This window comes from Sulfurimonas xiamenensis (genome assembly GCF_009258045.1).
Taxonomy (GTDB): Bacteria; Campylobacterota; Campylobacteria; order Campylobacterales; family Sulfurimonadaceae; genus Sulfurimonas; species Sulfurimonas xiamenensis.
This window is the reverse complement of record NZ_CP041166.1, coordinates 413466-435766: the sequence shown is the minus strand read 5'-3', so window position 1 is coordinate 435766 and position 22301 is coordinate 413466. Positions and strand designations below refer to the sequence as shown.

20 protein-coding genes are annotated in these 22301 nt (G+C 35.9%); 7 read left to right on the top strand and 13 right to left on the bottom strand.

All coding sequences use genetic code 11. The annotated features are described in order from the left end of the window. Window positions 1–25: 25 nt before the first annotated feature. Window positions 26–763, bottom strand: a complete 738-nt coding sequence (locus tag FJR47_RS02340; RefSeq protein ID WP_152298873.1) for a 3'-5' exonuclease — start codon at window positions 761–763, stop codon at window positions 26–28. Between the two features lie 25 nt (window positions 764–788). Then, window positions 789–1217 carry a hypothetical protein gene (locus FJR47_RS02335; RefSeq protein ID WP_152298872.1) on the bottom strand — a complete coding sequence of 143 codons (429 nt, stop codon included), beginning with the start codon at window positions 1215–1217 and terminating at the stop codon, window positions 789–791. 86 nt (window positions 1218–1303) lie between these two features. Between FJR47_RS02335 and murA the strand changes: the two genes are divergently transcribed. Then, window positions 1304–2578, top strand: a complete 1275-nt coding sequence (gene murA, locus FJR47_RS02330; protein ID WP_152298871.1) for a UDP-N-acetylglucosamine 1-carboxyvinyltransferase — start codon at window positions 1304–1306, stop codon at window positions 2576–2578. Here murA and FJR47_RS02325 read toward each other — a convergent pair whose 3' ends face one another. From FJR47_RS02325 to purH, 4 genes are all read right to left on the bottom strand, one after another. Further along, the gene (locus FJR47_RS02325) at window positions 2579–2956 is read right to left on the bottom strand and encodes a heat shock protein transcriptional repressor HspR (protein ID WP_152298870.1); all 378 of its coding nucleotides are present in this window, start codon (window positions 2954–2956) and stop codon (window positions 2579–2581) included. It abuts the gene before it with no gap. A gap of 10 nt (window positions 2957–2966) precedes the next feature. Beyond that, complete coding sequence (locus FJR47_RS02320; protein ID WP_152298869.1) at window positions 2967–3860, bottom strand: DnaJ C-terminal domain-containing protein; 894 nt, start codon at window positions 3858–3860, stop codon at window positions 2967–2969. A 75-nt stretch (window positions 3861–3935) separates the two neighbouring features. Beyond that, window positions 3936–4811: a protease HtpX gene (gene htpX, locus FJR47_RS02315; RefSeq protein WP_152298868.1), complete on the bottom strand. Its 876-nt coding sequence runs from the start codon at window positions 4809–4811 to the stop codon at window positions 3936–3938. 111 nt (window positions 4812–4922) lie between these two features. Next, a complete protein-coding gene (gene purH, locus FJR47_RS02310; RefSeq protein ID WP_152298867.1) occupies window positions 4923–6458 on the bottom strand; it encodes a bifunctional phosphoribosylaminoimidazolecarboxamide formyltransferase/IMP cyclohydrolase in 1536 nt (511 codons plus the stop codon). A 90-nt stretch (window positions 6459–6548) separates the two neighbouring features. Between purH and FJR47_RS02305 the strand changes: the two genes are divergently transcribed. The 3 genes from FJR47_RS02305 to FJR47_RS02295 are packed head-to-tail and all read left to right on the top strand — an operon-like array spanning window position 6549 to window position 8525. Next, entirely contained in the window at window positions 6549–7508 is a 960-nt protein-coding gene (locus FJR47_RS02305) for a 6-phosphofructokinase (RefSeq protein WP_152298866.1), read from the top strand. Beyond that, on the top strand, window positions 7509–7820 hold the full coding sequence (locus FJR47_RS02300; protein WP_152298865.1) for a YqfO family protein: 312 nt from the start codon (window positions 7509–7511) through the stop codon (window positions 7818–7820). A 12-nt stretch (window positions 7821–7832) separates the two neighbouring features. Beyond that, window positions 7833–8525, top strand: coding sequence for an MOSC domain-containing protein (locus tag FJR47_RS02295; protein WP_152298864.1), 693 nt, complete (start codon window positions 7833–7835; stop codon window positions 8523–8525). Between the two features lie 52 nt (window positions 8526–8577). On the opposite strand, the gene purL is transcribed toward FJR47_RS02295, so the two are convergent. The 3 genes from purL to FJR47_RS02280 all read right to left on the bottom strand — a co-directional run bounded on the left by purL (window position 8578) and on the right by FJR47_RS02280 (window position 11717). Beyond that, the gene (gene purL / locus FJR47_RS02290; RefSeq protein ID WP_152298863.1) at window positions 8578–10791 is read right to left on the bottom strand and encodes a phosphoribosylformylglycinamidine synthase subunit PurL; all 2214 of its coding nucleotides are present in this window, start codon (window positions 10789–10791) and stop codon (window positions 8578–8580) included. Window positions 10792–10854: 63 nt separating this feature from the next. Then, window positions 10855–11367, bottom strand: coding sequence for a transcription elongation factor GreA (gene greA / locus FJR47_RS02285; RefSeq protein WP_188093760.1), 513 nt, complete (start codon window positions 11365–11367; stop codon window positions 10855–10857). A 23-nt stretch (window positions 11368–11390) separates the two neighbouring features. Beyond that, window positions 11391–11717 (bottom strand): hypothetical protein, encoded by a 327-nt coding sequence (locus FJR47_RS02280; RefSeq protein WP_152298861.1) that lies wholly within the window; start codon window positions 11715–11717, stop codon window positions 11391–11393. Between the two features lie 186 nt (window positions 11718–11903). On the opposite strand from FJR47_RS02280, the gene FJR47_RS02275 reads away from it, so the two are divergent. Together FJR47_RS02275 and holA are read left to right on the top strand one after the other, a co-directional pair. Next, the gene (locus FJR47_RS02275) at window positions 11904–13853 is read left to right on the top strand and encodes an RNB domain-containing ribonuclease (RefSeq protein WP_241855415.1); all 1950 of its coding nucleotides are present in this window, start codon (window positions 11904–11906) and stop codon (window positions 13851–13853) included. A gap of 1 nt (window position 13854) precedes the next feature. Further along, window positions 13855–14817, top strand: coding sequence for a DNA polymerase III subunit delta (holA, locus tag FJR47_RS02270; RefSeq protein ID WP_152298860.1), 963 nt, complete (start codon window positions 13855–13857; stop codon window positions 14815–14817). A 163-nt stretch (window positions 14818–14980) separates the two neighbouring features. Here holA and ilvC read toward each other — a convergent pair whose 3' ends face one another. Continuing rightward, window positions 14981–16003, bottom strand: a complete 1023-nt coding sequence (ilvC, locus tag FJR47_RS02265) for a ketol-acid reductoisomerase (protein WP_152298859.1) — start codon at window positions 16001–16003, stop codon at window positions 14981–14983. A 107-nt stretch (window positions 16004–16110) separates the two neighbouring features. On the opposite strand from ilvC, the gene FJR47_RS02260 reads away from it, so the two are divergent. Continuing rightward, the gene (locus tag FJR47_RS02260) at window positions 16111–16731 is read left to right on the top strand and encodes a hypothetical protein (protein ID WP_152298858.1); all 621 of its coding nucleotides are present in this window, start codon (window positions 16111–16113) and stop codon (window positions 16729–16731) included. 12 nt (window positions 16732–16743) lie between these two features. Here the strand turns inward: FJR47_RS02260 and FJR47_RS02255 are convergent, their stop codons facing one another. Genes FJR47_RS02255 through FJR47_RS02245 form a run of 3 tightly spaced genes read right to left on the bottom strand, consistent with a single transcriptional unit; the run spans window position 16744 to window position 22183 of the window. Beyond that, entirely contained in the window at window positions 16744–19848 is a 3105-nt protein-coding gene (locus tag FJR47_RS02255; protein ID WP_152298857.1) for an efflux RND transporter permease subunit, read from the bottom strand. A gap of 1 nt (window position 19849) precedes the next feature. After that, window positions 19850–20950 (bottom strand): efflux RND transporter periplasmic adaptor subunit, encoded by a 1101-nt coding sequence (locus tag FJR47_RS02250; RefSeq protein ID WP_152298856.1) that lies wholly within the window; start codon window positions 20948–20950, stop codon window positions 19850–19852. Continuing rightward, a complete protein-coding gene (locus FJR47_RS02245) occupies window positions 20951–22183 on the bottom strand; it encodes a TolC family protein (RefSeq protein WP_152298855.1) in 1233 nt (410 codons plus the stop codon). It abuts the gene before it with no gap. Window positions 22184–22301 lie beyond the last annotated feature (118 nt).

Genomic DNA, 22301 nt, shown 5'->3' with positions numbered 1-22301 from the left:
TTTAATTAAAAAGAAGTATAACACATCAAAAAGAAGATTTAATATCTAAATATTTGTTTATACTATATTTTAAATCTTCATCCATATCAGTCACATTTACCAATAACCACTCCAAATATCCTCTGTTGCACATACTTATCTCTTCTATATAACGCCCGCTATATTTACCAAAATCAAATTTCTCAATCAGCACATGTTTAAAACTAAGCTCAAGTAACTCATTATCTGTTTTCATATCTAAAAGATAATCATATAAAAGTTTTACATATAACGCATCAGCAAGCGCATTATGCGCAATAAATTCATTTTCAACCATTGACAAAGAACATTTCAAAGCCTCTTTTTTCTCATTTTTATAGAGTTTTAACTCATACCTTAAAAATTGTAAAGAGAAGTGCTCACACTCCGGAATTAAGTGTTTTGTAGCACGAAGAGTATCAATAACTTTACCATACCATTTAAATCCGCATGCATTTAACATCTTTAGATCAAAACTTGCATTGTGAGCTATAATTGTTGAATTTTCATTGTTATGCTCTTGTAAAAATTTCCAGGCATCGCTCTCTTTTAAAGGTGGTTTTCCTTTTATCATCTCATTTGTAATATGATTTATACTTGAAGCTTTCGAAGAGATTTTTTTCCCTTCATTTACAAGTTCATATTTTGAGACCACCTTGTTTTTATCAACAGAGATTAAACCTATAGAACAGATTTTATCACTGCTATCTAACCCTGTAGTTTCCAAATCCAAAAATATTAACATACTTTAATCTTTAATACTTAAAAATCTAAACATCATCTTTGAAAGATTCTAACATTCCATAATAGTGTTCAAGTGTTATAAAACTTTTCTCAAACCTAAAGCGGATAATAAATTCTACAATTTTGTTTTTTAGATCTGTATCTACATTCTCAGCTTTTCCAAAATAGCCTAAAGATATATTTTTACTTTTTATAACAGCATTTTTATCATAACCGATTGCCAAAATCTGTAAATATTTACCTTTTTTTATCTCACCCAAATTTTCACTAAGAAGTGATGCTCCTGATAAATTTATAGCTTTAAAATTAAAAAGCTCGCTAAATTCTTCAACCTTTTGATCTATGCCTAACTCTTTATATAAATTTTGCAATAAATTTAAATTCTCTTTTCTAGCACGCTCATAACTAGAAATTTTATTTGTTAAATTTTTTAATCTATCCAAAGCTGAATTCATAACTATTCCTATCTTTACTTATAGAGATTATACCCAAAAGCTAAACTATTTTAGTTATAATTATGCATTTAAAAAAAAAGAAAAAAATGGACTACTTAAAAATAAAAAAAGCTGATTCTCTGCATGGAGAAATAAAAATTTCTGGTGCCAAAAATGCATCTTTGCCATTAATAGCAATGAGTATATTGGCAAAAAATCGTGTATCTATTAAAAATTTACCTCATGTTGTAGATATAAATACTCTTTTAAAATTACTATCAAACTTAGGTGCAAAATGTTCATCTACATGGACAAAGAATGAAAATATTACAACTATTGACACCTCTTGTCTGAGTGAAACAAAAGCAACATATGATATAGTAAGGACAATGCGTGCTTCCATACTTGTTTTAGGTCCGATTTTAGCACGGTTTAGACATTGTGAAGTATCTTTGCCTGGCGGCTGTGCAATAGGACAAAGACCTGTTGATTTGCACCTTAAAGCGCTTGAACAGATGGGTGCTGTTATAAATATAGAAGCCGGTTATATTCATGCTACTGCCCCAAATGGGTTAAAAGGCTGCAATATAATTTTTGATAAAATAACTGTTACGGGTACCGCAAATATTGTTATGGCAGCAGCTTTGGCAGATGGAGTCACAACCATTACAAATGCTGCCAGAGAGCCTGAAGTAGTTCAACTTTGTGAGATCTTAAATGCGAGCGGCGTTAAGATAGAGGGTATTGCTACTGCGGTATTGACTATTCACGGAACTTCTGGAAAACTTTTAAATATAGATGATTTTACTATTATCCCAGACCGGATAGAAGCAGGAACCTATCTATGCGCAGCTGCTATAACCAAATCAAAGCTTACATTAACAGATGTAAATGCAAAACATCTTGGTGCTGTTTTATCAAAATTGGAAGAGATGGGAAATAAATTTACAATCACAGATAATACCATCACGATTCATCCAGCGAAAAGTCTTAAACCTGCTAAAATAACCACTCAGGAATATCCTGCATTTCCTACTGATATGCAAGCTCAATTTTTAGTGCTTGCTACACAAGCAAAAGGAACTTCTATTATTGAAGAGAAACTTTTTGAAAATAGATTTATGCATGTCAGTGAGCTTCAAAGAATGGGTGCAGATGTATCACTAAACGGAAATGTTGCAACTATAAACGGAAAGTCAAAATTAAGCGGAACTGATGTTATGGCAACAGATTTACGAGCTTCAAGTGCACTAGTTTTAGCAGGTCTTGTAGCAGAGGGTATAACCAATGTACATCGTATATACCATCTTGATAGAGGTTACGACTCTTTAGAAGAAAAATTGCAAAATGTAGGTGCAGAGATAAAAAGATTAAAAGAGTAATCAATCTTCAAAAATGATCATCTCATATATGCTTTTTTTAGTAACCAATGCTTTGTCGTGTGAAACTGTATGAGAACTTTTTGCCTTTAAAATTTCTTCTCTGAGCTCTTTAATATCCTGTTCCATACTATCAACATTCTCTTTGAGTCTTAAAATTATATCTACTCCGGCCAAGTTCACACCGAGTTCGCGAGTTAATCTTAAAATTAGTTTGATTCTATCTATATCTCTTTGAGAATAGAGTCTTATTCTGCCGTTTGATCTTGATGGAGTAATAAGATTTTCTCTCTCATACTGCCTTAATGTCTGCGGATGTATATCTAAAACCTTTGCAACAATACTAATCAAATAAACCGGCTCATCATATTGGTGTATCATACTTTGCTCCTTAATTTTTAGGTAGTTTTTCTTTCATTAATTCTACCAACTTTTCATTCAAATCCTCAACCTTTGGTAAAACTATATTTGCTTCCAGATAGAGATTTCCGCGAACTTTTGTTTTGCGGTTCATTGCACCCATCTCTTTTACACGAAATCTCTGTCCGTTTTTGGTATTTTGAGGTATTTTAAGCTTAATCTCTTTTTCCAAGGTTTGTATAGATATTTTTTCACCAAATAATGCCGCATAAAGAGGTACATCAAATTTCTTAATTAAATCATCATCTTCTCTAATATACTCTGGACTAGGAGCTACACTTATTTTTAAAAAAAGATCTCCTGCTCTGCTGCCCTGTTTATGTCCTTTGCCTTTAACACGCATCTTCTCACCGCTTTTTACACCAGCTGGGATTTTGATATCAAATCTCTCTCCATTTAACGAAACAGAGTGCGAACCGCCTAAAATAGAGACGCTAAAAGGAATAGTAACATTTGTTTCTATATCAAGATTTGGCTGTTGCTGCTGCTGAAAGCCACCACCGCCAAAATTGCCAAATCCGCTACTGCTAAATCCTCCGCCACCGAAACCACCAAAGCCCCCGCCTGAGAACATACTTCTTAAAATCTCATCTAAATCGGCTTGTCCGCCACCATAAGAGCGCGAAAAATCATGAAAATTCTGCCCGCCGAACATATTGTCTCCATGCATATCATACTGTGCTTTTTTCTGTTTATCGCTAAGTATTTCATATGCAGCATTTATCTCTTTAAACTTCTCTTCTGCGTCTTTGTCTTTATTTACATCCGGATGATACTGTCTTGCTAATTTTCTATATGCTTTTTTTATCTCTGCTTCGCTTGCGTTTTCAGAGACTTCTAATGTTTCGTATAAAGATTTGCTCATTATTTTTCCTAAAATTTATATTATTATTTATTAAGTGAAATTATATCATAAGAGTTGAGTCAAAGTCAATCAACCTTAAAGAGACTTTTTTAGTTTATCTATTCTATCTTCAAGCGATGGATGTGTGCTAAATAGTGTCATCAACCCTTTTCCATTTATTCCAAAACTCTTTATCTGTTCAGGTAGATGCGGCTCCTCTTTTGACCTTGAGAGAGCCTGCAGAGCTGCTATCATATTTTTTCTGCTAGAGAGATATGCACCTGCCTCATCTGCTCTGTATTCCCTGTATCTTGAAAACGCCATTACAATCATCATTGCTAAAATACCCAGGACTATCTCGGCTAAAATGCTTGCTGCCATGTAGCCAATACCTACATTTTCACTTATATTTTTAAGTATAATTCTGTCAACCAAATAACCGATAATACGAGCAAAAAATATAACAAATGTGTTTACAACGCCTTGAAGAAGTGTAAGAGTCACCATATCTCCGTTTGCAACATGTCCAATCTCATGTCCTAAAACTGCCTCAACTTCATTTTGATTCATGCTTCTTAAAAGCCCGCGGCTCACCGCCACCAAAGCGTCATTTTTAAAAGCTCCCGTTGCAAAAGCGTTTGGGCTCATATCTTCAAATATTGCAACTTCAGGCATCTTTATACCAGCTTTATGTGAGAGTCTTGCCACTGTATCTAGCAGCCAAAATTCTTCTTGATTTAAAGGATTTGTTATAACCCTAGCACCCACTGCCATTTTAGCCATCTGTTTTGACATTAAAAGCGAAATTATAGAACCACTAAAACCGATAACAAGTGAGAAAATAAATAGAGAAGTTAAATCAAGCCCGTTTTCATTTAAAAACTTGTTTAAACCAAAAATATTAACAATAATACTTATTACAACTATTACAGCCAAATTTGTAAGTAGAAAAAGTCCAACTCTTTTAAACATTTTTATCTCTTTGTAAAAAATTTATAAAAAATTATAATCTATGATAGGTTAATAAAAATGTAAATAATGAAAGATTATGTCAAGCAAAATGCTTGACAAGGTGATAAAATTTTAGTGTAAAAAGTGTCTTACCTCTGAAAAATAAAGCGACATGCCATACTCATTTGCAGCTGCTATAACCTCATCATCCCTTATGCTTCCGCCAGGTTCTATTACACTCTTAACACCTGCCGCAGCGGCAGCATCAATGCTGTCACGAAATGGAAAAAATGCTTCACTTGCAAGTGCAGCCCCAGTTACATCAAGTCCCATCTCTTTTGCTTTTTTAAGTGCGCACTGACTTGCATCTACACGGCTGGTCATTCCCATACCAACAGCTACCATAGCAGAGTTTTTAACATATACTACACAATTTGATTTTGTAAGAGATGCTACTTTATAAGCTATCTCCATATCTTTTTTCTCACCGGCAGTTGCTTCTCTTTGACTCATAAGTTTTGCATTTTTTACTTCATCATCATTTACTTTATCTGCATCTTGATATACAAAACCGCCGTCAATATGCTTAAAATCTTTTTCGTCATTTGCAAGAACTAGCTTATCATGACCCATTTCAAATAGTTTAATTCTTTTTTTAGAAGCAAATACTTCTTGAGCTTCCTCCGTAATACGCCCGGCTATAATAACTTCTAAAAATATCTCATTCATCTTAAGTGCAAGTTCTTTTGTCACTACTCCATTAACAGCCACAACACCGCCAAATGCCGAAACTGGATCACATTTTAGTGCTTCCGTATAAGCATCTACAAGATTGTCACGGATAGCAAATCCGCAAGGATTTCCATGCTTTGTGATGCAGACAGCATTCTCATCTCCAAAAGCAGAGGCAATTTTAACAGCACCGCTTAAGTCGTTTAGATTGTTAAAACTTGCTTCGCCCTTTAGAGTTTTAAAGTTCTCTGAGTAGTGTTTGTCAAACTCATAAAGAGCACCTTTTTGATGAGGATTTTCGCCGTAACGGGTATCCATAACTTTATTCCCAACTATAAACTGCTTCTCGCCGAAACCGCCGTTAAAACGCTTGTTCATGTAGTTTGCAATCATTGAATCATATGCTGCTGTATGCTCAAACGCTTTTATCATAAGAGCTCTTCTAAACTCGAGTGTATTTTTCTCGTTCTCTATCGCATCTATTACTTTTACATAATCATTTACATCGGTTACAATCATAACGCTATCAAAGTTTTTAGAAGCTGAGCGAACCATAGCAGGTCCACCGATGTCGATGTTTTCTATAATCTCTTCAAAATCATCAGTTTTTTCTATTGTCTCTTTAAAAGGATATAGATTTACACAAACCAAATCAATTGCTTCAACACCAAGCTCTTTTGCCTGATCTAAGTGAGATTGCTTGTCTCGGCGATGCAGAATTCCACCATGAACGAACGGATTTAAAGTTTTTACGCGCCCTTCAAAGCACTCTGGAAATTTTGTTACTTCATCTATCTCTATAGCCTTTATACCATTTTCAAGAAGTATCTTATATGTTCCGCCCGTTGAGATAATTTCAAAACCATTCTTTACTAAAGATTTGCAAAAATTTACAACACCTGTTTTATTGCTAACGCTTACCAATGCTCTTTTCATTTATAACCTTGTGAAAATTAATTATGGAATTTTATCTAATTTGAGATTAGAAAATGGTAAACTTAAAAAAATGAAAACAGAGAAAAGCAGATGAAAAATATAGCCATTTTATGTTCAGGCGGAGATGTTAGCGGTATGAATCCCGCAATTAAACATTTTGTAGAGTATGCATTAGAAAAGGAGTTAACGCCTTACTTTGTTTATGACGGATTTAAGGGGCTTATTGAAAATAAAATAGTAAAAGCAACTCATAAAGATGTAGCAGGAATCATCAACCGAGGCGGAACTATTTTAGGCTCTGCAAGAAGCAAAAAATTTATGGAAAAAAAGTTTAGAGAAGTTGCAAAAAAAAATCTTGATGCCCTCAACATTGACATGTTGGTTGTTCTTGGCGGTGACGGTTCATTTAGGGGAATGGATATCTTTTACAAAGAACAAGGAATAAAATTTTGCGGTATTCCCTCTACTATAGATAATGATATAAACGGCACAGAATACTGTTTAGGGGTAGATACCGCACTCAATGTCATCAAAGAATCAATAGACAATATCAGAGACACGGCAGCTTCATTCTCAAGAGCTTTTGTTATAGAAACCATGGGAAGAGACTGTGGTTATCTGGCATTGGTTTCGGCTCTTACATGTGGCGCTGAACTCTGTCTTATCCCTGAAGTAGAGTATGATTTAAAAGAGTATGAAAAGAGTTTTAAAAAGCAGATAAAAAACGGACGAAGATATTTTATAGCTGTTGTTTCAGAGGGCATAAAAGAAGAATCAAGCGAGATTGCAAAATGGTTTGAAGAAAAGATTGGTTTTGAATCACGCGCAACCATTTTAGGACATACACAAAGAGGTGGAAACCCGACAATATATGACAGACTTATGGCATATAAGTTTGTAAATCACGCTCTTGATGGTATGCTTGAAGGCAGAGATGAGAGTGTAATATGTTATACAAAAAAAGGTTTTGAGTACAAAAGTATTGATGAAGTTGCAAATAAAAAATATCAATTGGATGATAAACTACTATCTTATTTAAAGAAATTTTAGATGTATAAACTCAATTTTTTTGTTCCTACTGAAGATAAAGAGAGAGTAAAAGAGGCGCTATTTGCTGTAGGTGTTGGCAGCTATAAAAATTATGAGTGTTGCTCTTTTGAAACTCTTGGAGTTGGACAATTCAAACCTATAGAAAAAGCAAATCCATATATTGGCTCTCTTGAGAAAATAGAAAAAGTTCAAGAGTATAAAGTTGAGATGATTTGTAAAGAAGAGCTTCTCTTTAAAGCTGTAAGAGTATTAAAAGAAACACATCCGTACGAAGAAGTGGCTTATGAAATTATTGAAATAAAAAATATTTAAGAAGGTGATTATATGCAAAACAGAGTAATATCACTCCAAATTGGAAAAGTAAAATCATATGGAGATAAAAAGTCTAGCGAGTTTTTGGAAAAATATTGGGAGAGTGCTTCGTTTAAAGAGGTTGTAAACGATAAGGTTTGGGCTGGAAAACTTGGCTTTAAAGGTGATGAAGTAGCTGACAGGGTACATCATGGCGGAGCGGAAAAAGCCATATTTGCAAACAGCTACCAAAATTATGAAAAGTGGACTGAATTTTTAAAAGTAAAACATCTTTCTTTTGGTGCTTTAGCTGAGAATCTTACAGTTAGCGGACTTCACGAAAGCAATGTCTGTTTAGGCGATATTCATAAAATAGGTTCTGCTTTACTTCAAGTATCTCAGCCGAGAAAACCATGCTACAAAATCTCAAAAAAACATAACAATAAAAAATTTACAGATGAAATTTATACATCAGGACTTACAGGATGGTATTATAGAGTCCTTGAAGAAGGGTTTATACAAGCAGGAAATGATATACAAATCGTCTTTAGTGAAGAACCAAAAATATCTATTCTTGAAGCGAATATGGCATTTGCACATCCTGATGAGAAAAGAGACACTCTAGATAAAATTTTAACCATCTCATCTATTGCACCCTCTTACAGAACAAGTATTTTAAAAAGAATAGATAAAACATTTAGCCTGGATTATATGAAAGTAGATTAATTACTCTTTATCTTTTAGACTGCCGATATACGACAGATAAAAGTATCAGAGATTATAAATCCCTTTCTATAACTTTTTTAAATGTATTAAAATAGTTGTCTTTTAATAGATTCATATCCATTGCAACATTATTGATTTTGATTTTATCTCCACCAACTACACCAATCTTTTGATATACAAAATCTCCAACCATTGACTCAAAAGATGCACAATTTTCCTGTTTTACTTCAATAATAGCACGACTCATACTTTCTGCAAAGATATCTCTTTCATCATTTACAGACATTCTAACGCTGCATCCAAGTCCGCTAGTAGCCGCCATTTTAGCAAGTGCTATAGCAACACCCCCGCTGCTTGCATCTTTTGCACACTCTAAAATACCTTTTTTATTTGCCTCTATTACTAAATCCCAAAGAGCCAACTCTTTTTCATAATCAATCTCAGGAAGTTTACCTGCAACCGTTTTGTACATCTCTTTCATATAAAGAGAGCCGCCAAATTCACTTTTAGTTTCACCGATTAAATAAAGAATATTTCCCTCTTTTTGAAAACTTGACATCAAAACTTTATTTTGATTACCATTTACACCAACAGTTGCAATGGATGGAGTCGGAAAAACAGATACGCCATTTGTCTCATTATAGAGTGAAACATTCCCGCCTATTACTGGTGTCATAAGTTCTGCACACGCCTCTTTAATACCTAAACACCCTTCGCTAAACTGCCACATAACTTCAGGATTTTCAGGATTACCGTAGTTTAGACAATCAGTAATAGCCAAGGGTCTCGCACCGCTCATTGCAACATTGCGTCCACTCTCGATTACAGCCGCAGCTGCTCCGCCTTTTGGGTCTATATAGCAGTAGCGCACATTACAATCAGCTGACATAGCAAGAGCTTTGCCATTCTCTTTTACGCGAATAACAGAAGCGTCAAGCATGCCACCTTTTTTTATAGTGTTTGTCTGCACCATTGAGTCATACTGCGTATAAATCCACGATTTATCAACCACTTCCATAGATTTTATAAGCTTCTCAAACGCCTCTTGATTTGTAACACTCTCAAAATCATCAATAGTCACATCGCCGATTTTATCCAAATATGCAGGGCGCACCATAGGACGATTAAGAACAGGTGCTTCTTCACTTACGGGATTAACCGGAACCTCTGCAACTCTCTCTCCATGCCAGAAAAGTTCCATATTGCCAGTTCCGGTTACTTCGCCGATTACCGCTGCATCTAAATCCCACTTCTCAAAAATTTTAATAATCTCGGCTTCACTCCCTTTTTTCGCACAAAGAAGCATTCGTTCCTGTGATTCACTTAGCATAAAGTCATAAGGAGTCATTCCCTCTTCACGGGCAGGCACACGATCAAGATGCATTATCATACCGCTGCCGCTGCGTCCCGCCATCTCAAAAGATGAAGATGTAAGCCCAGCCGCTCCCATATCTTGGATACCTACGACATGGTCTGTTTTAAAAAGCTCTAAACACGCTTCAAGTAAAAGTTTTTCTGTAAAAGGATCACCCACCTGAACAGTCGGGCGAAGAGATTTACTCTCCTCGGTAAAACTGTCAGAACTCATTACGGCTCCGCCAAGCCCATCACGACCGGTTTTTGCACCAACATACATTACAGGATTTCCTATGCCGTCTGCGCGACCATAAAAAATCTCATCTGATTTTGCTATACCTAAAGTAAATGCATTTACTAAAATATTTCCGTTATAGCACTCATCAAAGCTTGTTTCTCCGCCAATTGTAGGAACACCCATACAGTTTCCGTAACCGCCGATTCCTTCAACTACACCGCGAACCAAATACCTCTGATGTTTAGAGATGTCATCATCGTTTAAAATATTGCCAAATCTAAGAGCATTAAGATTTGCAACAGGACGAGCTCCCATAGTAAATACATCACGCATAATTCCGCCTACGCCGGTTGCAGCACCTTGGTATGGCTCAATAAAACTTGGATGGTTGTGTGACTCCATCTTAAATACAGCAGCATAACCATCGCCGATATCTATAACTCCGGCATTTTCGCCCGGACCCTGAATAACCCATGGAGCTTTGGTCGGAAAACCGCTTAAATGAACTTTTGATGATTTATAACTGCAGTGCTCACTCCACATCGCAGAAAAGATCCCTATCTCTACCAAGTTCGGTTCACGCCCTAAAATTTGTTTAATATGTGTGTAATCTTCACTTGAAAGTTTATGCGAAGCAAGTACTTTTTCAATATTTTCTAGTTGTTGGCTCACTGGAAATCCTAAAAATTTGGTTTTTAAAGAGAGATTATATCTAAAATAGTTAGTGAAAAAAATTTAATGAAAAGAAAAATCAGATTTTGTACGAATATTTTTTTTCAAAGAGAATATGTCTTTATAGTAAATTTCTAATATCTCATACTCTTTTTTTTCATTTGGAAGCTGTATTTTAAACTCATCTTCTACTTTTTTGCCGATCATAGCACGGGCAAGAGGTGAATGTATGGAAATAAGACCATTTTGGGGTTCTGATTCTAAAACACCGCAAATTGTATATGTTTCCTCTTCATCAGTTTTAATATTTAAAATCTTTACGCTACTTCCAAAAGTCACTTTTTCATGTGAATGTTTTGAGGGATCTATAATTTGAGACTTTTCTATCATTTTGTTTAGATAAAAAAGTCTTTTGTCAATATGACGAAGCTTCTCTTTTGCTGCCTGATAATCAGCATTTTCACTTCTGTCTCCTAAAGCTGCGGCAACTAATTTTTCCTGCGCAACTTTAGGTTTTTCAACTTCAAGTAAAAACTTAAACTCTTCCACGAGAAGATCATATCCTTGAATGCTCATTGGCTCTTGCAATTTTAATGTGCCTATTGATCAAATCCTACTATATAGTAGGTATTTTTATTTTCTAATTTATTGATTTTTACTTTATATTTATCACTAAAATGTTTAATTTTTTCGTGTGCTTCTTGTGCCATTTCAGGATTTGGAGAATCAACTTTTATTTTAAAAAAATCATTTGAATTTGACAAAGCAACATAAGAGTCATCAACTTTTAAATGATCATGTAAATCCATAATATGTTTCTGTATTTTCTCATAACCTACTGTATTTTTTTCAATTCTTTGAAGTTGTTGAACTAAAGCATCATTCGGTGCATAACCAAGCTGTGTAAGCATTGCTTCTTTTTGCATTTTTTTCCCTTTTTTTCTAAAAATATAAGAAAATAATATCAACTATTTGTAAATATTCAGTATTTTTTTATGAACAAATATGTATTATCGATTTAATTTATATATTTAAAATATTAAGAATAAAATAAAAAAAACAATTTTTAGATGTAAAAATTTTAATAAAATAGTGGAGAATATTTAACTATTATGATGAAATCCCTTTTAATAAAACTAACAACCGGTTTAAGTGAGCAAGATGTTACTTCAGAAGAAGAAGAGCATATAAATGATTTTTTAATTAAAAAGTATATTACAAAAAAAGAGAATATATACAAATTCAACTCGAAATACCGCGCAGGAACAGTGGGCATTATTCAACATGACACTGCATATCTCAATGTTATAGGAGAGTATGTTCGCGATCTTTTTATGGGTGAAGGTGATTTAGCGAATGCAAAAGAGGGAGATCTTGTAATCGTACAAAGACTGCTTGGCAAAAGAGGCACTCCCAGCGCTAAAGTTGTTGAAGTTTTAGGCAGAGCACAGACTTACAGTGTCGCATATATCATCTCAAGTGATGGGCGAAAATCTTTAGTAGATTTAAAAACTGAATATCCAACAGGAGTTGAAATATCGCAAGAAGAGTTAGATTTATATGATTACGGAGATATTTTTAAAATCGACAATCAAAACTTTACAATTATGGAACATCTTGGCAACATTAAAGACCCGCTTGTTGATGAAAAAATCGTCCTTGCACAATTTAACAAACATGACGAATTCGAGCCTGAAGTACTGAAGCTTGCCTCATCTTTTGAAGAGGTAGATGCTTTAAAATACTCTTCAAGAACAGATTTAAGAGAACTTCCATTTTGCACAATCGACCCTGTAACCGCAAAAGATTTCGACGATGCAATATACTGGGATGACAAGAACTCCACGCTTTATGTCGCCATAGCAGATGTGAGCGAATATGTAACCCCTTTTGGCGCAATTGACAACGAGGCGATTTACAGAAGCTTCTCTATTTACCTTCCGCACCGCTCCATCCCAATGCTACCAAGACAGCTAAGTGAGACACTTTGCTCTTTGCAGCCGCATATCGACAGACTCGCTTATGTTTTTGAGATTAAACTAAACCTTGATTCGCTTGAAGTAGTGAGATCAAAAGTTTACGAAGCGATAATCCACTCACAGAGAAGATTTAACTATGAAGAGATCGACGACTTTTTGGAGGGAAGGCTTGAAGCGCAAAATGAGTCTGAAAAGATGATTTTTGAGTACATCTCCAAACTCAAAGTCATAACAGACAGACTTAAAGAGAAAAGACTTGAAGTGGGTTACAATTTTCGCTCAAACGAGCTTGAGATGTTTATAGATGAAAACTCAAACATTACACATACAACTTATGCAGAAGAAACTCCATCACATGCTCTTATAGAGGATTGTATGCTTCTTGCAAACAAAGAAGCAGCAAAAAGATTTAAAAAAGGGATCTTTCGTATACATGAACCGCCAACTCAAGCGAAACTGCAAAATCTTTATCAAGAACTTGCTGGAATCGGTATATATGTAGATATTAAAGCATCCATTAAAGATACGATTACACAGATACAAAATCAAGCTGAGGAGATGGGTCTCTCAAGCGAAGTCGATACGCTTATCATCCAATCTCAGATGCAGGCAAGGTATGCACCCTTTAATGTCGGGCATTTCGGACTCGGTTTTGATGAGTATACGCACTTTACTTCCCCTATCAGAAGATATTCAGACCTTATCGTTCACAGGCTATTAAAAGCTATAGCCAGAGGCGATAAAGAGGAGAGCTCCTATGTTCTTAGAAATGTAGAGTCGCTCTGCATGAGCGTGAGCGAAAAAGAGAGAGAGGCTTCAACGGTTGAAAATGAGTTTATGGCAAGAAAATTCACCCGTTGGGCGAATGAAAATATCGGCAGCGTCTTTAAAGCCAGAATAACCTCTACAGACCCGTATCTAAAAGCAGAACTTCATGATGAGATCCAAGGGGCTAGATTTCTTATCAACCATGGGCTTGATGCGCAACTATTTGAAGATGTAAAAGTAAGAATCGACAAAGCAGATATTGCCAAAGCAAAAATCTATGCAAGCGTTATTGAACGAATAGAGAGAGAAAGCTGATTTGTACAAAAGCGAACTAGACAAACATATTCAAAACGCCTCCATTTCAAACAGTTTTATACTTTTTGGAGAGAGCACTTTTTTAATCGACAGATATACTCAAATACTCACAAATGTGCCCGATGCTTCTGTTGCAAAGTTTTACCATGACGAGTATAGTTTTAAACCTGCAAAAGCGCATCTATCACAAGCTTCTCTCTTTGGCGATAGAAATGTTCTCATAATAAAAAGCGAGAAAAAGATACCAAAAAAAGAGCTTGAAACGCTCATTGAGTCTTGTGAAAAAAACAAAGAAAATATTTTTGTATATGCTTACTATGGGGATGATCATAAAACATATGCAAAAGCTCCAGCAAAAACAAAAACCATGTGTGTGCGCTTTTTCCATCCAAATCAGGGTGAAGCTATTTTTACGGTATCACAGGTAGCCCGTGAAAAAAAAGTAAATATAGACAACCAATCCATAAGCCATCTTCTCTCAATCCACAACTGGGATGTAGCACTTGCATGCAATGAGATAGATAAGCTAAAAATTTATGACAGAGCAATAACAACAAAAGATGTAGACAACCTTGTTTTTGGGTTAGCCGAAGTCAATATTGAGAGTTTTATAAACAAGATACTAAATAAAAAAGATTTTAAAGCAGATCTTGAAAGTATGTTAGAACATGGAGAGGATGAAATAAGAATATTAACAGCCATTACATCTTATATCACACAACTTTACATGTTTCATATCTACATACGAGTAAACGGCGCTCCAAATGCTCTAGAAATACTTGGATATCCAGCTCCAAAATTTGTTGTCGATGCAAAAGCATCAATGTCGATAAAGATAAAGCCACAAACTTACTACAAACTACATGAACTGCTTCTGACAAGCGAACTGAAAATGAAGAGTTCGCATGTGGACAAAGGCGCTGTTTTGCTCTCGACGCTTATTAGAGCACAACAATTACTATAATAAAAACTAAAGATTTTGATTTATAGTGCTTAGATTTGGATGTTTGTGGGAGAGAGCTTACATATGTAAGTGACCGAGCACATCACCCGAAGATGAGTGACTGGCACTAAATACCAATACCCCCGTTGCTAAAGCATAAGAGGGGTACTAGAAATTAAAAAGATTAGTTTTTAGTTGTATCTACTATTTTATTTTTCGATATCCACGGCATCATGCCTCTTAACTTAACACCTGTCTGCTCAATTAAAGAAGCTCTTGCATTTGCACGCTCAGCGTTCATTCTTGGATAGCCTGCTTGACCCTCAAGGATAAAGTCTTTTGCAAATCTACCATCTTGAATCTCTTTTAGTATCTCTTTCATAGCAGCTTTACTTTCAGCATTGATAACACGCTTTCCTGAAACATAGTCGCCGTACTCTGCAGTATTTGAAATCGAATATCTCATATCTGCGATTCCACCCTCAAACATCAAGTCTACGATAAGTTTTAACTCATGAAGACACTCAAAATATGCAAGTTCAGGAGCGTATCCAGCTTCAGTCAGAGTTTCAAAACCTGCTTGAACAAGTGATGCTGCACCACCGCAAAGAACAGCCTGCTCTCCGAAAAGGTCAGTCTCAGTCTCATCTTTAAAAGTCGTCTCGATGATTGCAGTTCTACCGCCGCCGATAGCTGATGCATATGAAAGTGCCAACTCTTTTGTTGTTCCGCTCGGGTTTTGACCTACAGCGATCAAATCCGGAATACCGCCACCTCTTACAAACTCGCTTCTAACAGTGTGACCCGGTGCTTTTGGAGCGATCATAGTAACATTGATGTCGGCTCTTGGATGAATTCTTCCATAGTGAATGTTAAAACCGTGTCCAAATGCAATAGTCGCGCCCTGCTTTAGGTTTGGCTCGATCTCATTTTTGTATATCTCTGATTGATTTTCATCAGGTAAAAGAATCATTACAACATCAGCATAAGCAGAAGCTTCAGCAACGCTCATTACTTTAAAATTTTTAGCTTCAGCTTTAGCCCATGAAGAACCACCATTACGCAAACCAACAACTACTTCAACACCACTGTCTCTTAAGTTTTCCGCATGCGCGTGACCTTGAGAACCAAATCCTATCATTGCAACTTTTTTGCTTTTGATGAGTTCGATATTACAATCTTTGTCGTAGTAAACATTTAATGCCATTGTTTTTCCTTGATGTTATATTAAGCTTAAATGCTTAATAATTTTTTCGCATTATACTAAAATAAAGCAAAAACTTTTATAATATCGGCAAAAATAGAGGAATATTTATGAAAAAATTTAATCTTTTCAAAGAGATCATAACTGCAGATAAAAAGAGTTTGCAAGAAGCTATAAACTCAGACAAAAAATTTGGAATCAGAATCGATGGAAAGATATGTTATGAACCATTTGATGCACAAGATATACTGATTTACGCCGGTAGAGTTGAAGCAAACACTCTTCTAGAAGCTGCTCTTGGCAAAAACTATCAGGTTTTAGAAGATAACGAGAGAGTTCTTATAAAAGCTTTTGCAAACTGGCAAGAGATTATAGAGTTTAATAAACTCAGAGCTACCTATGATGATACGACTGCAGACGGTGTTGATGAGTTTAGCACCAAAGAGATGGAAGAGATAGGATGGCATGCTACAGAGTTTAATATAAAATACAGAGCTTTAGTCGAAGTAATTGAAGAGAAATGTGACGGCACTCTTATCTGTATAGAACAAGAGGAACCTTATCAATTCAGCGGGCTTGGCTTTGTTGATAATTTAACGCATGCAAAAGATGTTATGTTTGATTACTGTCAAAAAGAGGTTAAAAGAGTTATGTCCGAAGATGAAGATTTTGCACCAGATAATCTAAGCGATGATGAACTTGAAGCCGCAGAGTTTTTTAAGGCTCTTTAGCTTCTACTTTTTTTAGTTGCTCTTTTTTTTGCCAATTTTTGAGACAAGAATATAAAAGAGCGGTATAAACACGATAGCTAAGAATGTTGCGGCTAACATTCCTCCGACAACTCCCGTACCGATGGAATGTCTGCTTGCCGCTCCTGCTCCGCTGCTGATTGCAAGAGGGATAACTCCAAGTGTGAATGCGAGTGATGTCATGATGATTGGTCGCAGACGAATCTTTGCTGCTTCTAAAACTGCTTCCGCCAACTCCATACCCTGCTCTCTTTTTTGCATAGCAAACTCCACGATAAGTATCGCATTTTTAGCCGAAAGTCCCGCTAAAACAAGTATACCTATCTGGAAATAGATATCGTTTTCAAGCCCTCTCATGCTATTTGCCACGACTGCTCCAAAGACTCCAAACGGTACTGCTAAAATGACTGAAATCGGCATCAACCATCTCTCATACTGCGCCGCTAAGATAAGATACAAAAAGATGATTCCAAAAATAAATGCCAGATTTCCGGCACTGCTTATCTGCTTCTCTTGATACGCCGTACCAATCCAACTGATAGCATACCCCTCAGGCAACACCTCATCTGCAACCTCTTCTATAGCCTTTAGCGCATCTCCAGAACTGTACCCAAGAGCGTTTTGCCCCGCCACTTTTGCGGCTAAAAAGAGGTTAAATCTCTCAACCAGATCCGCGCTTGTTGTCTGCTTGAGCGTTACAAAGGAGCTAAGAGGGAGCATTTCACCATCTTTGCTTCGCACAAAAATGTTGTTCAAATCCTCTGGATTTTTTCTAAAAGACTCATCTGCTTGCATATTTACCATATAGGTTCTGCCCATGAGATTAAAATCATTGACATAAAAACTTCCTAGCGTAGCGTTGAGTGTTTGGTAAATTTCATCTACATTTACCCCTTTTGCTTTGGCTTTTGCGGTATCAACGCTAATTTTATACTTTGGAACGCCTGTATTAAGAGTTGTTCTTACCCCTGCAAGCTCAGGTCTTGCATTTGCTTTTTGTATAATCTCATTGACATATTTTTGAAGCTCTTTTATATCTGTGCCCGTTTTATTTTGCACATACATCTCAAATCCGCCTGCAACTCCCATTCCCATGATAGGTGGAGGAACAACACCAAAAGAGAAGCCGTCGCTTGTCGCACCAAGATTTCTGCTCACTTGCGCTGCTATTTGATTTGCATGTTGCTCGGGTCTTGTTCTCTCATCCCAAGGCTGCAATTTTAAGATAGTAGCTGCCGCATTTGTTCTTTGCGCAAATGTCACAAAGTCTATTCCCGCAAACTGCACAATATTTTTTATGCTCTCTTTATCTTGCGAAGCGATATTGTAAATCTCTTTTGTAAGCGCATCTGTTCTGCTAAGAGATGACCCAGGAGGGTTATAACTAAAGACAAATACTGTTCCTTTATCTTCTGATGGAACAAGCCCTGTTTTGAGATTGGCAAACATATCGTATGTTATATAAATAAGTCCTCCAAAGAGAAGCAGGCTTAAAAGTGTATATCTAATTGTTAGTTTTACAGCACTTGTATAACCTCGTGTCATAAAATCAAATGTATTATTAAACCATTTAAAAAAATACTTCGGCTCTTTATGTGTCGACTTTAACATAAGCGCACATAATGAAGGCGTGAGTGTAAGTGCAACAAACCCCGAAATAGCCAAAGAGATAACAATGGTTACGGCGAATTGTCTGTACATCTCGCCGCTTAATCCTCCTAAAAATGCAACCGGAATAAATACGGCAGAAAGAACCAAAACGATAGCTACAAGCGCGCCCGAGACCTCTTTCATAGCTTTTAGTGATGCATCAAGCGGAGAGAGACCCTCTTTTATATGTCTCTCCACATTTTCTATAACGATAATTGCATCATCAACAACTATCCCGATTGCCAAAACAAGCCCAAAGAGAGTTAGGAGATTGATGCTAAATCCAAGCATATACATCCCGGCAAATGCTCCGACAATAGAGACGGGAACAGCTAAAATAGGTATAAGAGTAGCTCTCCAGTTTTGCAAAAAGAGATAGATAATAAGAATAACTAAAATAATCGCTTCTATAAAAGTTTTAATCACTTCTTGAATAGATATCTCAACAAAATCGGTAATATCATATGGAATTACATACTCAACATCTTCCACAAAACTCTCGCTAATGGCAGCGATAGTCTCTCTTACCTCTTTAGCGGTCTCAATCGCATTTGCTCCACTCTGCAAAAAAACAGCAACAGGAACTGCGGGAGCGTTGTTGAGCTTGTTTTTCATATCGTAACTCTGAGAACCCAGTTCTATAGTCGCTACATCTTTAAGCTTAAGCGCGCTTCCATCCTCGTTCGCTCTGATAACAATCTCTGAAAACTCCGAAGGCTCGCTAAATCTTGAGGGAGTCTCAATTGTATAGGTAAACATCTCACTTCCAGAGACAGGCTCTGCAGAGAGTTTTCCTGCGGCATACTGCTCATTTTGTTCACGCACGGCAACTACAAGATCGTTGACTGTAAGAGAGTATTTTTTGAGCTTCAGAGGGTCAATCCAAATGCGCATAGAGTAATCTTTTGCACCAAAAATGACAACATCGCCGATACCTTTTACCCGCTTAAGACTATCCACAACATTCATAAGCGCATAGTTAGAGAGAAATGTTACATCTCTTGTCTGTTTTGGCGAATTGAGGATGATAACCTGAAGCATATCGGGCGACTTCTCATTGACGCGAACACCCTGTCTTTGAACTTGATCAGGAAGTTTTGAGAGAGCAGCTTGAACGCGGTTGTTTACATCTATCTTTGCATCATCCGGATTTGTTCCAACTTTAAAAAAGATATTTATACTTAATGAACCATTGTCTGCCGCAAGTGAACTCATGTAAAGCATATCTTTGGCACCGTTGATCTGCTCTTCAAGAGGTGCTGCAACCGTTTTGGAAATTGTCTCTGCACTTGCTCCCTGGTAAGAAGCAGAAACTACGATTTGCGGAGGAATGACTCTTGGGTACTCACTAATAGGGAGTGAGCGCATAGAAATCACACCTGCAAGCACGATAATAATCGCAATTACCGATGCAAAAATAGGTCTTTTAATAAAAAAAGCAGAAAACATCTTATTTGCCTTCCATAATGGTTACTTTGCTATTTGGTCTAAGTTTTGCAATATTGCTTGCAGCAATCATGTCACCCTCTTTTACACCGCCTTCAATCATTGCTACACCATTTTTCACATGAAGCACATTCACAGGGCGCATAGTAACAGCTCCCTTGTCTATAACATAAACAACGGTTGCATCTGGAGTTCTTATAAGTGAATTTTGCGGGATTTTTGCAACATTATCATAACTAAAACCTTTCATACTAACCTCAACATAAGAACCTACAACAAGCTCTCTGTTTGGATTTTGAAATGTTGCTCTAATCAGAAGAGTATCTGTCTGCGAATCAACCTTTGGAGCTATATAATCTACTACACCGCTGAAACTTTTTGTACCTGCCTTAAGCGTCACCTCTGAACCTGTTTTAATCTGTGAAGCATACATTAAAACATCACTGCTTGGAAGAGAGAACTCTGCATAAACCCTATCTAATGCAGTAATAGTCGTAAGGTTTGAATTTTGCAAATCAGCATCTATATAGTTGCCCTCATCACTGCTGCTAATACCTACAATACCGCTTATAGGCGCTTTTATAGTTGTATAACTATAATTTAGTTCTGCCTTTGCAACTAAAGCTTCTGATTTTTTCACCTCCGCTTTTGCATCATCATAAGCATATAAAAGCTCGTCCCTTTGCTGCTCGCTTATTGCGCTATTTTTAAAAAGATATTCCGCTCTTTTCCAATCTTTTAAAGTTTTGTTAAAATTTGCTTCTGCCTTTAAAAGAGCTGCTTTTGCTTCATCTAGTGCTGCTTTATACTCCTCTTTTTGTATCTCATAAAGTACATCGCCCTTTTTCACAAATGCACCCTCTGTGAAATTCTCTTTTTCTAAAAACCCGATTACTCTTGCAAAGATAGCAACTTCCTCAAAAGGTTTTAAAATTGCAGAGTAACTCTTTGCAAAATCAACTTTTTCATATTTTACCATTTCAGCTTTTACAGGCAAAGGTGGCATTTGAACCTTTTGCGGCTGATTTGAAACAGAACTCTTCTCATCACTACACCCCACAAACAGTAGTGAGACCACTACAAGCGATAATGCTAAACTTTTCATCTATAAAAACTCCTTTATATCTTTTCCACTATAGTAAATAACTTCTGCTTTTTTGATTTCCATATCCCAAACCGCTCTCTCATATCCTCTTTTTGCATCATACTTTTCACTTAATGCTTCAAGATATGCAACATTGTCAATTGTTCCGTTTTGGTACTTGAACTTTACCAATTCATATGTTGATGCAGCTGCATCAAATGTTGCCTTTGCTGCATCAACTTTAAGTTTTGAAATTTCAAGCGATTTTTTAGCAAGTCTATACTCTACATCCGCTTTATGTTTTTCATACTCAAATGTAGATTTTTTACTTAAATACTCTTCGAATTTTGATTCATAATTTTTAGTTGTTGTGCCAAAATCAAAAATATTCCATGATATATTAAGCATTGCAATATTTTGAGTATCAACTAAATAGTCGCTCTCCAACATTTTATTATCAAAATAGTAGTCACTGTAACTCAAAGTATTGTCAAAATAGATGCTTGGCAAATTTTCACTTTTTTTACTCTTAGCTTCATACATTACAGATACCGCATCTCTTTGAAGCACTTGAATATCTGCTCTAAGAAATTTTTCTTCTTCATCTATCAGTTTAACACTTGAGCCTTCATTTATAATATCTATCTTTTGTGTAGTATAATACTCTAAAGCGTGGAGAATTTTTTGACTCTCTAATTCAATCTCATACAATAATACATTTGCATTTTTCAATCTTGAATCAATTTTATCCAGTTCATCTTTTGTTACAGAACCTGTTTCATAAAAAAGCTGCAACCTTGCATGTTCTGCTTCTAGCTGCTTTATCTCTTGATTTGTTGCCTTTTTATCAGAGTTTAAAGATAAATATTCAAAGTAAAGTCGAGATATATCAAGAGAGAGAGTATTTTTTATTGCTTGAATATTCAACTTGCTTGAGTCTATATCAGACTTAAGCTGAGAGTATAGACTCTCTTTTTTACCGCCGTCATAAATAGTATATTTTATACTTGCCTGAATTTTTAATGAATTTTCTGCAAGCATTGCAGTCTCTTCATATACATTTTGATAAGTTGCTCCAACTTCAATATTTGGCAAATAGGAGCTTTTTGTACTCTCATACGCTTTCTCTTTTGAGATTAAAAGATGCGAAGCAGACTCTACAACTCTGTTTTTGTGTGATAGCTCTATCAACTCATCTAAAGTATATGCGTAAAGAAAAATCGGCAAACATAGTATTGAAATAAAAAGTCTCAATTGCTCTCCTTTTATTTAACTTATTAAGTACTGAAATTTTATTATAACCACTTAATTGTCGAATAATATCATATGAACTCTTAAATATGTCTTGCTAGAAAGATATATTTTTGCTATA